We start from the raw sequence: 17847 nt of genomic DNA, 5'->3' as shown, positions 1-17847 counted from the left end.
GCGGCGGTTCGGGGCGAATACGGGGCGGGACGGGAGGGGGGCGTGAGAGGGACGAGGAAGGCCGTGTCCCGCCCTCTTCGCACGGATAGACGGCGGCGCAAGCCCGGTGCGCCGGACCGCCCCATTGCATTCGGGCATGGCGGTTGCTCTTTGAGGTGCGCCGCGACACATCCCGCAGCAGGGTGAAGGGCAGGCGCCGGCCGGCGCGCGCCCGGATTCGTCGCATTCATGAGCAGAGGTCCGGACCGGCGGTCATGACGCGGCGCCCGCCCTTCCCCCCCGCCGCAGCGGGCCTCCCCCGCACCGTCGAGGAGCGCCTGCGCGGGCCGGCGGTCCTCTCCCCCTCCGTCACCGTCACGGGGATCGGCGCGGCGGCTGCGCGCGCGGTCCTCGCACCCGCAGGCCGGGTCCGGTGGCTGGCCGTCGCAGGTGGGCTCGCGGCGATCCTCGCTTGGCTCCTGTCCGGGACCGGCCCGGCGCGCGCGCCGTTCGCCGCGGCGGGGTTCGGCTGGTGGGCGGGCCTCGCGTCGGGTTGCCTGACGATCTCCGGGCTCGTGGCTCTGGCCCGGGTCGACTGGCGCTGCGGCATCATCCGCCTCGCCCAGACCGCCGCCCTTCTGGCGGCTCTGGTGTCCACGGTCCTGGCCTGCCTCAGCGCGGCGCTCCACCCCGCTTCCGCCGACCGGACCACCCTCCTGATGGCCCTGTCGGCGGTGACGGTCTCCGCGTTCGGGCAGTGGGCGGCGGCGCTCGTGCCCGATCTCGCCGACCTGCGCGACCGCCCCGAGGCGCAGCGCGGGTTCTGGCGGGCGGCGTTCTACCGCCGCGCGGCGGCCGGCTGGCACGGCTCGTCGTGGCAATGGTTCGTCTGGGAGCGGGCCTGCCGGGCGCTAGCGCTCGTCGGCATCCTGGCGGCCTTCGCTCTGCAGACCGACCTCGCCCTGACGCTCGCCGCCCGGACCGACCGGCACGACACCCTGCTCCCGGTGGCCCTCGTCGTCGGCGCCGTGCTCTCGGGGGCCGGACTGATCGCCATGCTCGCCGCCCTCCTGCGGCGGGAGCCGGGCTTCGACGGCTTCGTCACGGGGCGCCATCTCGACATCCTCGGACGCCTGATCCTGGCCTTGGGACTCGCCGGGCTCTATTGCCACGTCACGGAGGCGGTGATCGCGGGGCTGCACGGCACGGAGGCGGAGCGCGCGATCGTGGCGCAGCGGCTGACGGGCGCCGAGGCGCCCGCCTTCTGGACGCTGATGCTCGCGGGCCTTCTGCCGACGCAGGCGCTCTGGGTCGGCGCCGCGCGGCGCAGCGCGGTGACGCTGGGCCTCGTCGGCGCGCTCGCCGCCCTCGGGGCCGGTGCCTTCCATCTTCTGATCGTGCCGAGCGACCTTCCCTCCGGCCCGGCGAGCCCCCTCCCCGGCCTGCTGGCGATGGCCGTTGGGTCGGCCGCCCTGTTCGGCCTCGGTCTGCGCGTCGCCTTCCGCCTCGTACCGGCGGTGTCGATCGCCGAACTGCGCGGGCTGGCCCTCCTCCATAACCGCCGCCCCGTCGCCCTCCCGCCGGAGGGGGCCGGTCCCCCGCCCCGGGCGGGGCTCGCCGCCGCCTTCGCCTCGGAGGCCGGGCTGGTCGAGGGGCTGCGCGGCCTCGGAACCCCGATGCCGGCCCTGCATCTCGACGCCTACGGTCCGGCGCCGATGCCGGAGGCCACCGCCGCCCTCCGCCGGGACGAGCGGATCGTGCGCGAGGCGGCGTTGATCGGGGCCGTGCTCGCCGGCTCGGCTTTCCTGCTCGCCCAGGCCGCCATCCTGGCGGCGGAGACGCCCGGCGGCCTCGCGGCTCTGCCCGCCCTCGCCTGGGCGCGGCTGGCGATCCCGACCCTCTCCGCGGCGGCCGCGGGGGGCGCCCTCGGCGCCGCCGCCGCGCTCGCATGGCATCTGCGCCAGCCGGCACCGGAAGTCGGGCCGCCTCCCGACTGGCGCGAGGTCTTCGTCCTGACCCTCGTCCCGGCCGCCGATGGACCCTCGCCCGAGACTTCACCCGAGACTTCGCCCGGCACCTCGCCCGGCACCTCGCTCGGCACTTCTCTCGGCTCTTGGGCCCGGCGCCTGTCGGCCCTGCCGGAGAAGGCGGGCCGCCCCCTCGCCCTGCGCCGGGCCGGGACGGGTCGGGAATCCGCGCCATGAGCATCGATGAGCGCGGTGCCGCGGCCCGCAAGGCGCTCGGCGCCAAGACCGCCCGCGGCTATTTCCTCGATCCGGCCCGGCGTCCCCTCGCGGCCCTGCTCGTCGGCGCCGCCTGCCTCGGCCTCGTCGCCCTGCTCCATGGGCTGCCACGGCTGGCGCCGGCCTATCTCGCGGCCTGGACCTGCCTGCTCGCCCTGCCGGCGGGGGCCCTGCCCGTCGCCATCATGATCGAGCGGGCCGATGCGTGGCGCCCGCAGCCCGAGACCGCGCTGCTCGAAACCCTGCGCGGCCTGCTCGCCCTGATGCCGGTGGCCGCCCTCCTCGCCCTGCCGATCCCGTTCCTCGCGCCCTTCCTGTATCCGTGGGCGCAGGGGGGCGAAGCCGGACCCGGGCCGGCGGGGGCCTTCGCCGCCCTGTGGTTCTCGCGTCCCGCCTTCGCCGGCCGTCTCGCCCTCTATTTCGGCCTCTGGATCGGGCTCGCCCTCCTCTTCGCCCGGCGCGGCGGCGAGCCCTGGGGCAAGGCCGGGCGGATCGACGACGGGCGGGCGGTGCTGGGCCTCGGCGTCCACACCGTGGTCGGGACGCTCGCCGCCGACGATCTCGTCATGGCGGTGGACGGGCGCTTCCATGCCGCCGCCTTCGGCCTCCTCGCGATGGCGGCGTGGTCGAGCCTCGCGCTGGCCGCCGCGATCGTGATCGCCCCGCCGGATATCGGCCCGGCCCGGCGGCGCCACGACCGGATGACGCCGCTCGCCGTCCTGCTCCTCGTCTCGGCGGGGCTGCACGCGGTGCAGTTCCTGATGCTCGGCCCCGAGCCCAACGCCGCCGCCTGGTACGGCGTTCGCGGCGGTCCGGCCGGGCGGGCCCTGATGCTGACCTCCGGCCTCGTCGTGGCTCTGGCCGCCGCGCTCACCCTGCGGCCGGGCGAGAACCGCACCCGCCTCGTGGCCGCCCTGGCCGTGGCGGCCCATCTCGCCGAGATGGCGTGGTTCGTCACCCCCTCCTTCGCCGGTCTCTTCCGCATCGGTGTCTCGGACCTGCTGGCCCTGGCCGGCGTCGCCGGGCTCGCCATCGGGTTGACCCCGCCGCTGCGGCGCCTGTTTCCGGGGCTCGCCGTCACCCCCGCCTGGCCGGGCCGCGAGGAGGCCTCCGCCGCGCCCCGGACGCGCCTGCGATGAGCGGACGATAAGGAGCGGATTCCTCGTCGCGGCCGTGAGGGCTGCGCCCGACCACGTACGGGGCCGCACGCATCGCCCGTTCTCCGTCTGGCGCATCCGTGCGACGAGCCGGTGTCCGCTTCGTCGGAAGGCGCGAGCGGCGCCGGCATCGGCTTTTTCCCGCCCTCCGGCCTCCCCCTTTCGGGGCGATGCTCTAATGTCGCCTTCCCGTCAGGCTTGGCCTCCGCCAAGAACCGGCCTCCCCGCCAAGATCTCGAGACCACCGGCGACCCATGTGCGAATTGCTCGGAATGAGCGCGAACGTGCCGACCGACATCCGCTTCTCGTTCGCGGCGCTCGCGCGGCGGGGCGGCGAGACCGGCCCGCACGCCGACGGTTGGGGCATCACCTTCTACGAGGGCCGCGGCTGCCGCGCCTTCCACGATCCCGAGCCGAGCGCGCGCTCGGAACTCGCCAAGCTGCTGCGCCGCTACCCGATCAAGAGCCGCATCGTGGTCGCCCACGTGCGCAAGGCCAATCGCGGCCGGGTGAGCCTGGAGAACACGCACCCCTTCTCCCGCGAATTGTGGGGGCGGCGCTGGACCTTCGCCCATAACGGCCAGCTCAAGGGCGTGAAGCGGCTGCCGCTGGGCGGCTTCGAGCCGATCGGCACCACCGACAGCGAGCACGCCTTCTGCTGGATGCTGTCGCAGTTGCAGGCGCGCTTTCCGAAAGCCCCGCGGCCGGCCCGGCTGGAGGCCGCGGTGGCCGAACTCGCCCGCGCCCTGTCGGAGCGGGGCGTGTTCAACATGCTGCTCACCGACAGCCGCACCCTCTACGCCCATTGCGGCAAGCGGCTGTGCTACCTCACCCGCCGCGCGCCCTTCGGCACCGCGACCCTGATCGACGAGGATTGGCGGGTCGATTTCGCCCAGGAGACCTCCGCGACCGACATCGTCACGGTGATCGCCACCCGCGCCCTGACCCGCGACGAGACCTGGACCGAACTCTCGCGCGGCGACACCCTGGTGTTGGCGGATGGCGACGTCCGGGTGATCGCCGCCGGAGCGGACTGAGCGCGCAGCGGCGGCGAGCCGGCGCAACCGAGCGGACCGGCGAGACGATCGCGGGATCGAGCGGCCGATGGAAGCGCGGGACTCAAGGCGGCGGCGCGCCATCATCCGTTGTTCCGCGCCGGGTCGAAGCCATCCACAATCGGGCGGGCATCGCCTCGTCCGATTTGCCGCATTCTAGAGCTGCTTCGGCGAGGCCATCTCTTGGGGAATTGTGGCTTTCACGCCCCAGACTGCGCAAGCGGAGCCGTATTCGACAGCGCCAGGGTGTACCGGGCCGCCCGATGCGCTACAACTATGTTAAAGCCCCGCTCGGACCTGCGACCGCCCGGCCGAGACCCACGCCTTCCGATCGCCAGAGCCCGATGCACAACGACACCGAAGCCACCCTGGATCGTCCCGTGATGACCGACGGCCGTCCCAAGCTCTCCGACTCGATCCGCTCGCATCTCGGCGACCACCTGCGCACCGTCTACGAGACGCTGGGCGCGGGCGAGGATACGCCGACGCGCTTCTCCGACCTGATCGGCAAGCTCGAGGCCGCCCTCAAGGCGCAGGGCGAGCGGGTCGATCCCGAATTCCGCAACGGCCTGCTCGCCGCGGTGCCGTCGCTACGCGCCTTCGCCCTCTCGCTGACTTCGAACCCGGCCCGGTCCGACGATCTGGTTCAGGACACCCTGCTGAAGGGCTGGCAGCACCGGGCCCGGTTCCAGCCGGGCACCAACCTCAATGCGTGGCTCTTCACGATCCTGCGCAACATCTTCTACTCGGACCACCGCAAGCGCGTGCGCGAGGTCGAGGATCAGGACGGTTCCTACGCCGCGCGTCTCGCCACCGCCCCGCATCAGGGCGACCGGCTCGACGTCGAGGATCTCCAGACCGCTTTGGCCAAGCTGCCGCCGGATCAGCGCGAGGCGCTGGTGCTGGTGGGGGCCGAGGGCGTCTCCTACGAGGAGGCCGCGACGATCATGGGTTGCAAGGTCGGTACGGTGAAGAGCCGCGTCAGCCGCGCCCGCGGGCGTCTCGCCGAATTGCTGGGTTACGACGAGGAGGATCTTTCCTCCGACCGATTCATCCAGTCGGCGATGCCGGACGCCTGATCGCCCGGCTCGGTTGGGTCGGTCCAAAACCGATCGGCCCAAGTCCGATCGGTCCACTCTGTCGTTCAAAGGCTTCTCAACGGCCTCGCCCGTAGGATCGTCCCGGCTGACGGGGCGCGCTTCGGGCGCCCGCTCATATGCGGGCCGTGACGCCCGATCGTCGCGGGCTTTCGGCCCCGGTTCTGTCGCCCGTCCCCGATCCGCTCCGCGCGTGGCCGCGGATCGCTTCGGCGCCTTTCACGATGGCGGGGTGGGGCCCCTTCCCGTCATCGCGAGGGACGGCGTCGGATCCGAGGGTGCGCCTGCTCCGGTGGCGCGCTGCGCCCGGCGCGGTGAGCCATCCGGCCGTCCGGGCGATCCCATCACGGCGGCGCGATGGGATATGACCCGGTTTTGATCAGGCCGCGGCCTTGCGGCGTCCGCCGGTCTTGCGGCCCTCGCCGGTTCCGCTCTTGCGCGAGGACGGCGCCGGGGCGGATTCCTCGACTTCCGCCGTGTCCTCGACGGCGGGCTTGCGGCGCTGCTGGCCGAGACCGAGATCCTTGGCGAGCGCCGAGCGGGCGGCCGAGTAATTCGCCGAAACGGTCGGATAATCGGACGGCAGGCCGTAGCGGCGGCGATAGCCCTCGATGTCCAGACCATGCGTGGTCAGGTGGCGCTTGAGCGTCTTGTACGGCTTGCCGTCGATGAAGGAGATCAGCGCATCAGGCGTGATCGATTTCTTGATCTGCGCGGCGGAGGGCTTCTCGATCTCTTCTTCCTTGGGGGCCTGCGGCGCGGACAGGGAGGTCAAGGCCGCGTGCACTTGCCCGATCAGGGCCGCGAGTTCGGCCGAAGGGAGAGAATTGTTCGAGACATAGGCCGAGACGAGATCCGCCGCGAGTTCGACACGATCGAGTTGAGGTGCCTGATTGGTTTCCGACATGCTGCTATTCCTGATTTGCCCCACGATGTTCGGAGTATAAGGATTATCGGATAGTTCAAGTGGGTTTCCGGGGATTTTCCCAGGAAGTGATTGCAAAAATCGAGAAATCGAACGGTTTAGGGTCACAATTCATACGAACAGGTCGGTTGCGACGCCTCGTTCGAGGGCTTCAAGAGGTTCTGTGCAAGCTGAGGTGTGATTGAGACGAAGTCGCGCGTCGCTTGATTCGGATGGATCACGCGTTTGTGAAGAGGTCTTGTCGCCCAGAGTGGGTTGGACCAAGCATCGCGATTGAGATTGCCGATATTCCTGCCGTACAGGGCTCCCCGCCGATCTTGCGAGCCGTTCAGAAACCGAAGGCCGACTGGGCCGCTTGCGGCTCTTGAACGGGGCGGGGGCGGGGGCGGTGCCGCGTCTCCGGCTCGGGCAGGCTGCAGCGGTAGACCACGGCGTCCGGCGGCCCCAGGGTCGCGTGCAGCGGCACCGTCACGGTGTCGCCCGAGAAGCGCCAGTGGCGGGTCCCGCGATCCCAGTAGAGCCACACGGTGGTGTCGTGGCCGCGCACGTCGAACACCGCCGCCCGCTTCGACAGGGCCCGCAGGGTGCGCGGCTCGTACAGGCCCTTGCGCCGATAGGCCTCGCGCGACGCCGCATCCTGGCGTTCGACGAAGGTGTTCTGGACGATCTGGAGCGTCGCCCCTGGCTTGCGCAGGAACTTTTTGAAATCGCTCAAGGATCGCAAGACCACGGGCATGGCACTCATCCTGTCGTCAAGTCACGGACTCGCTCTTCATTGTGCGATGCAGCTTCAATGACTCGGATGACGGTTGTGTCCTGCGCGAAAAGACTCCGGGTGAGGATATCCACGGGAATCGTCTGCGGTCCACAGGACTCTGCCGCGGCGCCGGGTCGGCGCCGACCGACAGGGGCCGGGCGATCGTCTCGCGCCGCCTTGACCCGCGGACGGGCCTCGGGCGTTTAGGTCCCTATGTTGCTCACCTTCTTCACGAGCCTGCGCGAGGCCCGCGTTCCGGTCACGCTGCGCGAGTATCTGACTCTGCTCCAGGCGATGGAGCGGGATCTCGCCGAGAAGCGCGTCGAGGAATTCTACTTCCTCGCCCGCACCGTGCTCGTGAAGGACGAGGCCCATCTCGATCGGTTCGACCGGGTCTTCGCCACGGTGTTCAAGGGGCTCGAGACTTTGGGCGAGGCGGTGGAGCCCTCAGCCATTCCCGAGGAGTGGTTGAGGAAGCTCGCGGAGAAGTACCTCACCGAGGAGGAGAAGGCCGAGTTGAAGGCGCTCGGCTGGGACAATCTGTTCGAGACCCTGAAGCAGCGCCTCGCCGAGCAGCGGGAGCGCCATCAGGGCGGCTCGAAATGGATCGGCACCGGTGGCACCTCCCCCTTCGGCGCCTACGGTTACAACCCGGAGGGCATCCGCATCGGCCAGGACGGCAACCGCAATTTCCGCGCGGTGAAGGTGTGGGACAAGCGCGCGTTCAAGGATCTCGACGATACCCGCGAACTCGGCACCCGGTCCATGCGGGTGGCGCTGCGGCGCCTACGCCGCTTCGCCCGCACCGGCGCGGCCGACGAGCTCGACCTCGACGGCACGATCCGCGAGAGCGCCCGCAAGGGCTTCATCGACGTGAAGCTGCGGCCGGAGCGGCGCAATGCCGTGAAGGTGCTGCTGTTCCTCGATGTCGGCGGCTCGATGGATTGGCACGTGGAACTGGCCGAGGAACTGTTCTCCGCCGCCCGCTCCGAGTTCAAGCACTTCGCCCATTTCTACTTCCACAACTGCCCCTACGAGGCGGTGTGGACGGAGAACCGCCGCCGGCACGAGGAGCGCATCCCGCTGCTGGACGTGATCCGCACCTATCCGTCGGATTATCGGGTGGTGTTCGTGGGCGACGCCTCCATGAGCCCCTACGAGATCGCCCATCCGGGCGGCTCGGTGGAGCATTGGAACGAGGAGGCCGGCGCGGTCTGGATGCAGCGGGTGCTCGACCACTTCGCGAAGGCGGTCTGGCTCAATCCGATCCCGGCGGAGAACTGGCCCTATACCCAGTCGATCGGCATGGTCCGCCGCCTGATGTCCGACCGCATGTTTCCGCTGACGCTGGAAGGCCTCGACGGCGCGATGCGGGCGCTGCTGCGCTGAATCCAGCGGCGGGCGGGACGCCCCTTTGCCCGGGCACCGGGGCCGCGCCCCGGTCTTCCGTCGCTCAGGGCTCTGCCCTGGACCCGCCGAAGGGCTCGCCCGTCGGGAGCCCGTTACTAAAGTCGCCTTACCTCTGCCGCTACCCCTCCCGCTACCCTTGCCGCGCGGGAGTCTTGAGGGTCAGGCCGTCGAGGTCGGAGGTGACGCGGATCTGGCAGGAGAGCCGCGAGGTGGCGCGCACGTCGGAGGCGAAATCGAGCATATCCTGCTCCATCGGCTCGGCCGGGCCGACCTTCTCGGCCCAGTCCTCGTCGACATAGACGTGGCAGGTCGCGCAGGCGCAGGCGCCGCCGCACTCGGCGTCGATGCCGGGCACGTTGTTGCGGATCGCCGTCTCCATCACGGTCGAACCGACTTCGCCGTCGATGGTACGGGCCGTACCGGCGTGATCGACGAAGGTGATCTTGGGCATGCCTAGCTCCGGGAGCGTCTTCCGCGCCGCGTGCGCGTTCCGACGGTTGGCGACTGCTTGAGGGCCGACGCGCCAGAATGCAAGCTGCGAGATGGACGCGTCGGTCCGCGGGAAACGCGCCCGGCGGCGTCAGGTGCCGGATGCGGGAGCAAGGGACGGCGGAGTCGGTGCCGCCCCCTCCTCCGCGATCAGGGCGAGCGTGGCCGCGACGGCGGCCTCCAGCTCCGGCAGGTCCGGCGCTCCGGTCCCGGCCCGCAGGCTCGCCTCCACCGCGGCGCTCGCGGCGGCCACGCGGGCGGCCCCGACGCCGAGGGCCGCGCCCTTCAGGGTATGGGCAAGGTCGGCCCGGTCCGCATCCGGCTGCTCCGCCGCGGCGATCGCCGGCATCAGGCGCCGGCATTGCTCGACGAACAGGCCCAGCACTTCATGGGCGAGGTCGGCATCGCCGAAGGTCTGCGCGGTCAGGTGCTCGCGGTCGATCAGGGGATGGCTGCTCATGTCCGGTCTCGTGCCGTCTCGTCACGGTCTTTTCGGGGGGATCTCGAGCCCGCGGCGGGGCCCGGCATCCGCGAACGCGTCGGTCCCCGGGCCCATCGCCTGTGGGCGACGGAGGCTATCCACAGCGCAGGGCCGTGCGGGGCGTACCGGTTTAACCCCCGTCGCGTCAGAGTTCGAAGCGGTCGCCCCCTGCCCGGCTCCGGCTTGGTAACCATTCCGTTAAGGTTTTATGGGGGCTCCGGCCGGTCCGGGTATCCGGAGCGGGACCTGCAGGACTAAGGTGCCCCGGTCAAACCGGTAAATCCGTCTTCGCTGCGGAGGCCCGCGACGGGTGCTTCCAAGGCCGGACGGCGTTGCGGGCGGTCGATCGACGGCGATCCCTTCGTCGCCGATCGCCCCGCGGCGGGGGACGGCGGGCATCCGCCGGGCGCGGTGATCGCGACCATCGGTCGGGATCGCCGCAGGGTGAGTACAACGAGGCGTTTGCATGGCCACCGACAAGAAGCTGAAGGATCCGGCGGAGGCTGCCCTCTCCGCGATCGAGCAGGCTTTGAATCTGGACATCCCGACGGCGGGCGACGCCGCCCGCGTCGAGCCGCGGCTGCCCGATGTCGGCGACAACGATCCCCTCTCCGATCCGCTGGCCGAGGCGTATGGGCGGCGCATCCCGAACCTCGATCTCGACCATCTGGGCGAGCTGCCTCCGCCCGAGCGCGGGCGCTCCCGCCGGGAGGGCGGTCTGCTGCCGCCCGACCGCTCGCTCGTGGCCAACGACGATCGCCAGAACATCGGCATCCTGCAGCAGACGCTGCGGGTGCGTCCCTCGCGCAAGCCCTATATCGTCGCCGGCATCGCCTCCCTCCTCTGGCTGAGCGGCCTCATGGCGCTCGCCTGGAACCAGTCGGGCGGCGACCTCAAGGCCTTCGTGACCGGGCTCACCGCGCTCCAGGGGGCGGTGGTGGCGACCGCCATCGCCGGGCCGATCGTGCTGTTCCTGATCACCGCGATGCTGGCGGTGCGCGCCCACGAGATGCGCCTCGTCGCCCGCGCCGTCGGCGAGGTGGCCATTCGCCTGGCGGAGCCCGAGAGCTTCTCCACCGATGCCGTCCTGACCATGTCGCAGACGGTGCGCCGCGAGGTCGCCGCCGTCGGCGATGGCGTCGAGCGGGCGCTGGCGCGGGCCGGCGAACTCGAGACGCTGGTGCGCGGCGAGATCTCCACCCTGGAGCGGGCCTATTCGGACAACGAGATCCGCATCCGCACCCTCGTCGACGAGCTCGTCGCGCAGCGCGAGTCGATCGTGGCCAATGCCGACCGGGTGCGCGGCGCCATTGCCGGCTCGCACGAGAACCTGTCGAGCGAACTCGACGGCGCGGCCGAGCGGATCGTCGCGGCGATCAACGGCGCGGGCGAGCGGGTCACCGGCGCCCTCGATGCCCGCAGCGACGCCATCACCGCCGCCCTGGGCGAGGTCGGGGAGCGGGTGGTCGGCAACGTCTCGACCCGCGGCGACGACCTCGTGCGCCAGCTCGAGGCCACCAGCGCGGGCGTGCGCGGCGGGCTCGAGACCATCGGCACGAACCTCACCGTCTCGCTGCAGCAGCGCGCCGACGAGGTGACCGAGGCCTTCGAGCGCACCGGCGGGGCGCTCACCCGCACCCTCGCCGACAATGCCGGCGCGGTGGCCAAGTCCCTGGCCGAGACCGGCACGACGCTGATCGAGGCCCTCGACCGCCAGGGCGGCAGCGTGCGCGAGACCTTCGAGCGCTCGGCCAAGGGCCTGGAGGAGACCTTCCTCTCCCGGGGCACCGAACTGACCGACCGCTTCGCCCAGACCGGCGGCGAGATCACCGCCCGCTTCGCCGAGACCGGCGAGGGCTTGCGCCGCCAATTCGCCGCCACCGGCACCGGCATCGCCGAGGATATCACCGCCCGCGGCGCCACCCTGCGCGCCGAGATCGAGATCGCCGGCGCCGGCGTGTCCGAACTCATCGAGGGCCGCGGCCGCGATGCCCAGGCGGCCCTGGCGCTCGCCGCCGGCAGCGTCGCCCAGGACTTTTCCACCCGGGCGGAACGCAGCCGCGACGAGCTGCTCGCGGCGGCGGCGAAGGCCGCCGAGACCGTGGACGGCCGCGGCGGCGAGCTCGCCGGCCGGATCGAGGCCCTCGCCGGCCGCCTCGACGAGACCATCGCGGTGCGGGGCACCGCCCTCGCCTCGGGCCTCGACGGCACCGCCGAGCGCGTCGCCGGGCTGATGACGACCCACGCTGCCCAGGCCACCGCCCAAGTCGAGCAGGCCCTCGCCGGCCTCGGCCAGGGCTTCGCCGTGCAGGCCGACCGCACCGCCGAGACCCTGCGCGAGACCGTCGAGCGCCTCGGCACCGATTTCACCGCCCAGGCCGGCAGCGCGGGCGAGGGCATCCGCCGCGGCGCGGAGGCGACGGCCGTCGCCCTCGCCGCCAGCGTCGCGGAGGTGGAGAGCCGCCTGCGCGTGGCCGCCGAAGCCGCCGCGGCCCTGCTCGCCGCCGGCACGACCGAATCCGCCGATCGCCTCGTCCGCGTCTCGGACGAGACCTCCGGTGTGGCCCGCGACCGGGCCGCGGAGATGGCCGGACGCCTCGCCGAGGCCGGCGAAGCCCTGCGCCGCGCCGCCGACGAGGCGGCCGCCGCCGTCGCCGCACGCTCGACCGACATGGTCGTCGGTTTCCGCGGCGCCGCCGACGGTATCGGCGGCGAGCTGACCGCCCGCGCCGAGGCCGCCGTGCAGAGCCTGCGCGACGTGCTGCTCCGCGTCACCGACGAATTGTCTGCCCGCAGCACCGAGGCGACCGGTGCCCTGGCACTGGCAGCCGGCCATGCCGGCGGCGAGATCAGCGCCCGTACCGACCAGTCGCTCCAGGCCCTGCGAGACGCCCTGCGCCAGGCCGGCGAGGATCTGTCGGCCCGTAGCGCCGAGGCCACCGGCTCGCTCTCGCTCGTGGCCGGTCAGGCCGGCGGGGAGATCGCGGCCCGCACCGAGCGGGCGGCGGGCGAGCTGCGTGCCCTCCTGCGGCAGGTCGCCGACGACATCGCCGCCCGCGGCGCGGAAGCGACCGGCCTCCTCGCCCTCACGGCGGGCCAAGCCGGCGGCGCCTTCGGCGATCGGGCCGAGCGCGCGGCCCAGGACCTTCGCGACCTCCTCGATCGGGTCTCGCAGGAGATCGCGGCCCGCGGCGACGAGGCCAGCGGCGCGCTCGCCCGCACCGCCGAACAGGTCGGCGCCGAGATCGGCGGTCGCACCGAGGCCTCGCTCCACAGCCTGCGCGAGACGCTGGCCCGCGTCGGCGACGAATTGACCGCCCGCAGCACCGAGGCGAGTGCCGCTCTGGCCCGCACCGCCGAGCAGGTCGGCGGCGAGATGAACGGCCGCACCGACCAGACGCTCCACATCCTGCACGAGGCGCTGACCCGCCTCGGCGACGAGATCGCCGCCCGTGGCGAGGCGGTTTCCGGCGAGATCGCCCGCACCGCGCAGGGCGTGAGCGCCGATCTCACGGCCCGGCTCGGCGAGATGGAAGGCGCCTTCGGCACGCATGGCCGCGGCGCCGTCGGCCTCATCGGCCACCATTCGGACGAGGCCCGCGCCAAGCTCGAGGGCGCCGGCCGCGAGATCGTGCTCGCCATCACCGATCACGCCGCCCGCGTCGGCGATGCCCTCCATCGCAGCCACGCCGCCTTCGCCGAGACCGCCGAGGGCCGCGCCCGGGCGGTGGACGACGTGCTCGGCAACCGCCTCGCCGCCCTGCAGGAGATCATCGCCCGCGGCGACATCCTCGCGGAGCGGATCGATGGCGGCGCCCGCGCGCTGGGCGAGGCCGTGGACGGCCGTCTCTCCGAAATCGATCGCGCCATCGCCGTGCAGGGCCATTCGCTGGTCGCCGCCCTGTCCGAGCGCGAGCGCTCCGTGACCGAGACGGTGTCCGCGCGCATCGCCGAGATCGAAGCCCGCTCGGTCCGCCAAGCCGCCGAACTCGGCGATGCCTTCGCGACGCTCGCGGGCCAGGTCGATGCCCAGATCGGGGCGCGAACCAACGCGCTCAACGAGGCGCTGGTGCTGCGGGCGGCCGAGATCGCCCGCACCCTGTCGGAGGGCGACCGCGCGATCGGGCAATCCCTCGATCGCCGGGCCGCCGAGCTCGGCACGCATTTCGACCGGGCCGCGGACGATCTCGCCCGCCGCCTCGACGAGGGGGCCGGCCGCCTCGACACCGGCGTGCTCGCCCGCCTCGGCGCTCTCTGGGCCGCCCTGGACGAGCGCGCCCGCGAGCTCGACGAGAATTTCGGCGTCCAGGCCCTGGAGGCGGTGCGCCTGATCGAGACCCGGACCCGCGAAGTGGACGAGGCGCTGACCCGCCGCATCCGCGATCTCGTCGGGCTGATGGAGACCCGCAGCACCGGTACCGGCGAGGCCCTGACCGGCCAGATCGCGGCGATCGAGCGCCTGTTCGACGAGCGCGCCGAGGCCCTGTCGCGGGTGTTCGGCGAGCGCGGCGGTGCCGTCGCGGCCGATCTCGACCGCCGCGGCCAAGCGGTGGTGGACGGTCTCGGCCAAAGGCTGGCCGAGATCGGCGCCCTGCTCGATCAGGGCGGCGCCTCGCTCGGCGAACTGCTCGACCGGCGCGGCAGCACGCTCCTCGCCGGCCTGCGCGACCTCCTGACCCAGGCCGACGGCCTGATCGGCGACGGCGATGGACGCCTGCGCGCCGCCCTCGACACGCATCGCGACGAGATCCGCTCCCTGCTCGATGGGCGCGGCGAGGAACTGCGCGGCCTCGTGGCCGAGGGCGCCGAGACCGTGCGCGGCCGCTTCGACCAGGGTCTGGCCGGCCTGCGCGCGACCCTCGACGAGCGCGCCCACCACGTTCAGGACGTGCTCGACGGACGCGCGAGCGAGATCCGCGCCCTGCTCGACAGCCGCACGGCGGAGCTGCGCGGCCTCGTGGAGGGCGGCGAGTCCGGGATCCGCGGCGGCTTCGAGGCCGGTCTCGGCGCCCTGCGTCAGGCGCTCGACGAGCGCGCCCGCACCGTCCAGGACCTTCTGGAGAGCCGCACCGGCGAGATCCGGGCGCTGCTCGACGGCCATGCCGGCCGCCTCGACGAGACGTTCGAGGGCCGGATTGTGCCGCTGCAGGACAGTCTCACGGAAGGTGCCCGCACCCTCGTCGCCACCCTCGAGGGCAGCCTGACCCGCGCGGCCGGCGAGGTCGATGCCCGCACGCAGGGCATCGCCACCCTGTTCGACCAGCGCCTCGGCGTGCTGGGCGAACTCGTGGACGGACGCGGCCTCGAGATCGCCCGCAATGTCGATAGCCGGGCGCAGGAACTGCGCGCCCTGTTCGAAGAGATCCACGCCACCCTCGACGCCCTGGTCGACGACCGCTCCACGGCCCTCACCGGCCGCCTCGACGCCCAGGCCAGGGCGATGGTCGCGGTGTTCGACGAGCGCATGAAGAGCCTCGACGGCCTCGTGGAGGGCCGCAGCGCCGCCTTCGCCCAGCTGGTCGCCAGCCAGGCGGATCTGCTCGGCCATTCGGTGGACGAGCGCAGCGCGGCCTTCACCGCCCGCATCGACGCCCGGCTGCGCGCCTTCGCCTCCGTGGTGGCGAGCCGCGCCGACGCCCTGGCCGAGGCCTTCGACGAGCGCCAGGAGGCCTATGCCGCCATGGTCGACGGCGGCACCGCCCGGATGGTCGCGACGCTCGACGAGCGCACGCGGCAACAGGCGGTCCACGACGCGGAGCTGCGCCAGCGCCACGACGCCTTCGCGGCCCTGGTCGAGGGGGGCACCACCCGGATCGCCGAAGCGCTGGACGAGCGGGCTCAGCGTCAGGCCGCTCTGGTCGAGGCCGCAACCGCTCGGATCGCCGCGGCCCTCGACGAGCGCCATGCCGGCCTCGCCGACACCCTCGGCGAGCGCCAGACCGCCTTCGCGTCGCTGGTCGAGACCGGGACGGGCCGGATGGTCGCGGCCCTGGACGACCGCACCGAGCGTCAGGCCGCCGCGATCGAGGCCGGCACCGCCCGCATCGCCGCGGCGCTCGACGAGCGCGCCGAGCGCCATGCGCGCCTCGACGCCGCCCTCACGGAGCGCCACGACGCCTTCGCGTCGCTGGTCGAGACCGGGACGGGCCGGATCGTCTCGGCCCTGGACGAGCGCGTCGAGCGTCAGGCCAGCTTCGATGCCGCCCTGGGCGAGCGTCAGCAGGCCTTCGCGGCCCTGGTCGAGAATGGCACGGGCCGGATGGTCGCGGCCCTGGACGAGCGCGCCAAGCGGCATGCCGCCCTGGCCCAGGCCCATGCCGAGGCCCTGGGGGCGGTGCTGGACCAGCGCAACGCCGCACTCTCACGCCTCCTCGACGGGCCGGCGGCAGCGCTCGCCGCCTCGCTCGCCGAGCGCGAGGAGGCCCTCGACCGGCTCATCGCCGAGAAGGGCGCGCCCCTTGCCGAGATCCTGCGCGAGCGCACCGAAACCCTGACGGCGCTGACGGCCCAATCGGCCCAGGCCCTGCGCGCGGCCCTGGACGAAGGGGCGACCTCGTCCGTCGCCGCCCTCGCCGAGGCCGACGAGCGGGTGCGCGACTCCGCCGGGGGCGTGCTGGCCCGGATCGAGCGCGTCAATGCCGGCCTGACCGCGCTGCTGGACGGTGCGAGCGACAATCTCGGCGCGGTCGAGCAGGGCCTCGTGGCCCGCATCGAGCAGATCCAGTCGGTCCTCGACCAGATCGCCGCCGAGACGAGCCGCGGGGCCGAGCAGGTCTCGGCCCAGGTCGTTGCCCTGCGCGAGACGTCGCAGGGCGCGCTCCAGCAGGCGGCCTCGCTCGCCGAGACGCTGGACACCCGCGGCCGCACGCTGGTCGAGCGCACCGGTGCGCAGGTCTCGGCTCTGACCGGCGCGGCCTCCAGCCTGGAGGCGGTCGAGGCGCGGCTCGCCGAGACCCTCGCCGCCCGTCAGTCGGCGGTCGAGGCGGCCCTCGCCCGTCTCGAGGAGCGCACCCGCGCCATCGAGGCCCAGACCGGTCGCTTCGGCGGCGTGGTCGAGGAGACCCTGCGCACGGCCGAAAGCCGGGCCAAGGAACTCGGGGAGAGCCTGTCCCAGGCCGCCCGGATCGCCGGTGAGACGGTGGCGGGCGACTTCGAGCGCCTGCGCACCGGCACCGACGCGGAGAGCGCACGCACCGCCGGCGCCGTGCGCGAGGCCATCGAGGCCGCCTCCGCCCGGATGATGGAGAGCTTCACCGCCGCCTCCGGCCGGTTCGGCGAGTCGGTCGTGCGGATGAGCGAGATGGCCGCCGAGATCCGGCGCGAGCTCGACGCGACCCGCGCCGACCTTCAGCGCGGTGTGCTGGAGCTTCCCCGCGAGACCCAGGATGCGACGAGCGAGATGCGCCGCGTCGTGGCCGAGCAGATCGACGCGCTGAACGAGCTGTCCGCCCTGGTGGCCCGCTCCAACCGCTCCGTCGATGTCGCGCAACCCTCGGTCCAGCCCCGCGCCGCCGAGCAGCGCCGCACGGCAGAGGCCGGGCGGGCCGCCGCTCCGTCGTCGGCCGCCCCGCAGCCGGCCCGCGCCCCTGCGGCTCCGGCCCAGCCCGCCGCCCGTCCTCAGGCCGCCACGGCTCCGGCCACGGCTCCGGTGCGGCCTACCGCGCAGGCGCCCGTCCAGGGGCGGCCGGGCACCCGCGACAATCGCGGCTGGCTGTCCGACCTCCTGACCCGCGCCTCGATCGACGACGAGGACGGCGCCGATTCGGCCCCGGCCAAGGTGCCCGCCACCGGGGCAACCGCCTCGCCGGCCGGGGCACCGGCCGCAGGGGAGCGGATCTCCCTCGACGCGATCTCGACCGACATCGCCCGGATGGTCGATCATCAGGCCTCGGTCGAGTTCTGGCAGCGCTACCGCCGCGGCGAGTCCGACCTGTTCGACGGTCGCCTCTACACGGCGCAGGGCCGCCAGACCTTCGAGCAGATCCAGCGCCGCTACCGCGCCGACGCCGATTTCCGCCGCACGGTGGATCGCTATGTCGGCGAGTTCGAGCGCCTGCTCGGCGAGGTCACCAAGAACGACCGCGACACCCGCCGCGCCGACGCCTACCTGACCTCGGAGACCGGCAAGGTCTACACGATGCTCGCCCATGCGAGCGGCCGGTTCGACGAGGTGTGAGGCGAGGGCCCATCCGACACGCGAGCGAAGGGGGCCATACGGCCCCCTTCTTCGTTGCGGATCATCTGGCGCCCATCA

Annotated in this window: 10 protein-coding genes; 6 read left to right on the top strand and 4 right to left on the bottom strand. The window is 72.9% G+C overall.

Annotated elements, in window-relative coordinates; translation table 11 throughout:
- Nucleotides 1–254: 254 nt before the first annotated feature.
- The 4 genes from OWC43_RS10430 to OWC43_RS10415 all read left to right on the top strand — a co-directional run bounded on the left by OWC43_RS10430 (nt 255) and on the right by OWC43_RS10415 (nt 5513).
- Nucleotides 255–2183, top strand: a complete 1929-nt coding sequence (locus tag OWC43_RS10430; RefSeq protein ID WP_393956631.1) for a DUF3341 domain-containing protein — start codon at nt 255–257, stop codon at nt 2181–2183.
- The gene (locus OWC43_RS10425) at nt 2180–3361 is read left to right on the top strand and encodes a hypothetical protein (protein WP_393956629.1); all 1182 of its coding nucleotides are present in this window, start codon (nt 2180–2182) and stop codon (nt 3359–3361) included. The genes OWC43_RS10430 and OWC43_RS10425 overlap by 4 nt, the downstream gene beginning before the upstream one ends.
- Nucleotides 3362–3633: 272 nt before the next feature.
- Nucleotides 3634–4416: a class II glutamine amidotransferase gene (locus OWC43_RS10420; RefSeq protein WP_137829422.1), complete on the top strand. Its 783-nt coding sequence runs from the start codon at nt 3634–3636 to the stop codon at nt 4414–4416.
- Nucleotides 4417–4778: 362 nt separating this feature from the next.
- Nucleotides 4779–5513, top strand: coding sequence for a sigma-70 family RNA polymerase sigma factor (locus OWC43_RS10415; RefSeq protein ID WP_137829421.1), 735 nt, complete (start codon nt 4779–4781; stop codon nt 5511–5513).
- Between the two features lie 397 nt (nt 5514–5910).
- On the opposite strand, the gene OWC43_RS10410 is transcribed toward OWC43_RS10415, so the two are convergent.
- A complete protein-coding gene (locus OWC43_RS10410) occupies nt 5911–6438 on the bottom strand; it encodes a MucR family transcriptional regulator (RefSeq protein ID WP_137829420.1) in 528 nt (175 codons plus the stop codon).
- A gap of 346 nt (nt 6439–6784) precedes the next feature.
- The gene (locus tag OWC43_RS10405; RefSeq protein ID WP_393956627.1) at nt 6785–7192 is read right to left on the bottom strand and encodes a hypothetical protein; all 408 of its coding nucleotides are present in this window, start codon (nt 7190–7192) and stop codon (nt 6785–6787) included.
- A gap of 234 nt (nt 7193–7426) precedes the next feature.
- Here OWC43_RS10405 and OWC43_RS10400 point away from each other — a divergent pair, with 234 nt between their 5' ends.
- A complete protein-coding gene (locus tag OWC43_RS10400; protein ID WP_393956626.1) occupies nt 7427–8602 on the top strand; it encodes a VWA domain-containing protein in 1176 nt (391 codons plus the stop codon).
- Nucleotides 8603–8753: 151 nt separating this feature from the next.
- Here the strand turns inward: OWC43_RS10400 and OWC43_RS10395 are convergent, their stop codons facing one another.
- Nucleotides 8754–9074 (bottom strand): 2Fe-2S iron-sulfur cluster-binding protein, encoded by a 321-nt coding sequence (locus tag OWC43_RS10395; RefSeq protein ID WP_137829418.1) that lies wholly within the window; start codon nt 9072–9074, stop codon nt 8754–8756.
- A gap of 129 nt (nt 9075–9203) precedes the next feature.
- On the bottom strand, nt 9204–9572 hold the full coding sequence (locus tag OWC43_RS10390; protein WP_393956624.1) for an Hpt domain-containing protein: 369 nt from the start codon (nt 9570–9572) through the stop codon (nt 9204–9206).
- 487 nt (nt 9573–10059) lie between these two features.
- Here OWC43_RS10390 and OWC43_RS10385 point away from each other — a divergent pair, with 487 nt between their 5' ends.
- A complete protein-coding gene (locus OWC43_RS10385) occupies nt 10060–17769 on the top strand; it encodes a hypothetical protein (RefSeq protein WP_393956623.1) in 7710 nt (2569 codons plus the stop codon).
- Nucleotides 17770–17847: the final 78 nt, after the last annotated feature.

The sequence above is a fragment of the Methylorubrum sp. POS3 genome (genome assembly GCF_043352485.1).
Classification (GTDB): Bacteria; Pseudomonadota; Alphaproteobacteria; order Rhizobiales; family Beijerinckiaceae; genus Methylobacterium; species Methylobacterium suomiense.
This window is presented reverse-complemented; position numbering and strand designations above follow the sequence as displayed.

What these genes read in the sequence shown, in the direction of transcription:
- OWC43_RS10430 (WP_393956631.1), top strand. Translation starts at nt 255, where the DNA reads ATGACGCGGCGCCCGCCCTTCCCCCCCGCCGCAGCGGGCCTCCCCCGC.
- OWC43_RS10425 (WP_393956629.1), top strand. Translation starts at nt 2,180, where the DNA reads ATGAGCATCGATGAGCGCGGTGCCGCGGCCCGCAAGGCGCTCGGCGCC.
- OWC43_RS10420 (WP_137829422.1), top strand. Translation starts at nt 3,634, where the DNA reads ATGTGCGAATTGCTCGGAATGAGCGCGAACGTGCCGACCGACATCCGC.
- OWC43_RS10415 (WP_137829421.1), top strand. Translation starts at nt 4,779, where the DNA reads ATGCACAACGACACCGAAGCCACCCTGGATCGTCCCGTGATGACCGAC.
- OWC43_RS10410 (WP_137829420.1), bottom strand. Translation starts at nt 6,438, where the DNA reads ATGTCGGAAACCAATCAGGCACCTCAACTCGATCGTGTCGAACTCGCG.
- OWC43_RS10405 (WP_393956627.1), bottom strand. Translation starts at nt 7,192, where the DNA reads ATGCCCGTGGTCTTGCGATCCTTGAGCGATTTCAAAAAGTTCCTGCGC.
- OWC43_RS10400 (WP_393956626.1), top strand. Translation starts at nt 7,427, where the DNA reads ATGTTGCTCACCTTCTTCACGAGCCTGCGCGAGGCCCGCGTTCCGGTC.
- OWC43_RS10395 (WP_137829418.1), bottom strand. Translation starts at nt 9,074, where the DNA reads ATGCCCAAGATCACCTTCGTCGATCACGCCGGTACGGCCCGTACCATC.
- OWC43_RS10390 (WP_393956624.1), bottom strand. Translation starts at nt 9,572, where the DNA reads ATGAGCAGCCATCCCCTGATCGACCGCGAGCACCTGACCGCGCAGACC.
- OWC43_RS10385 (WP_393956623.1), top strand. Translation starts at nt 10,060, where the DNA reads ATGGCCACCGACAAGAAGCTGAAGGATCCGGCGGAGGCTGCCCTCTCC.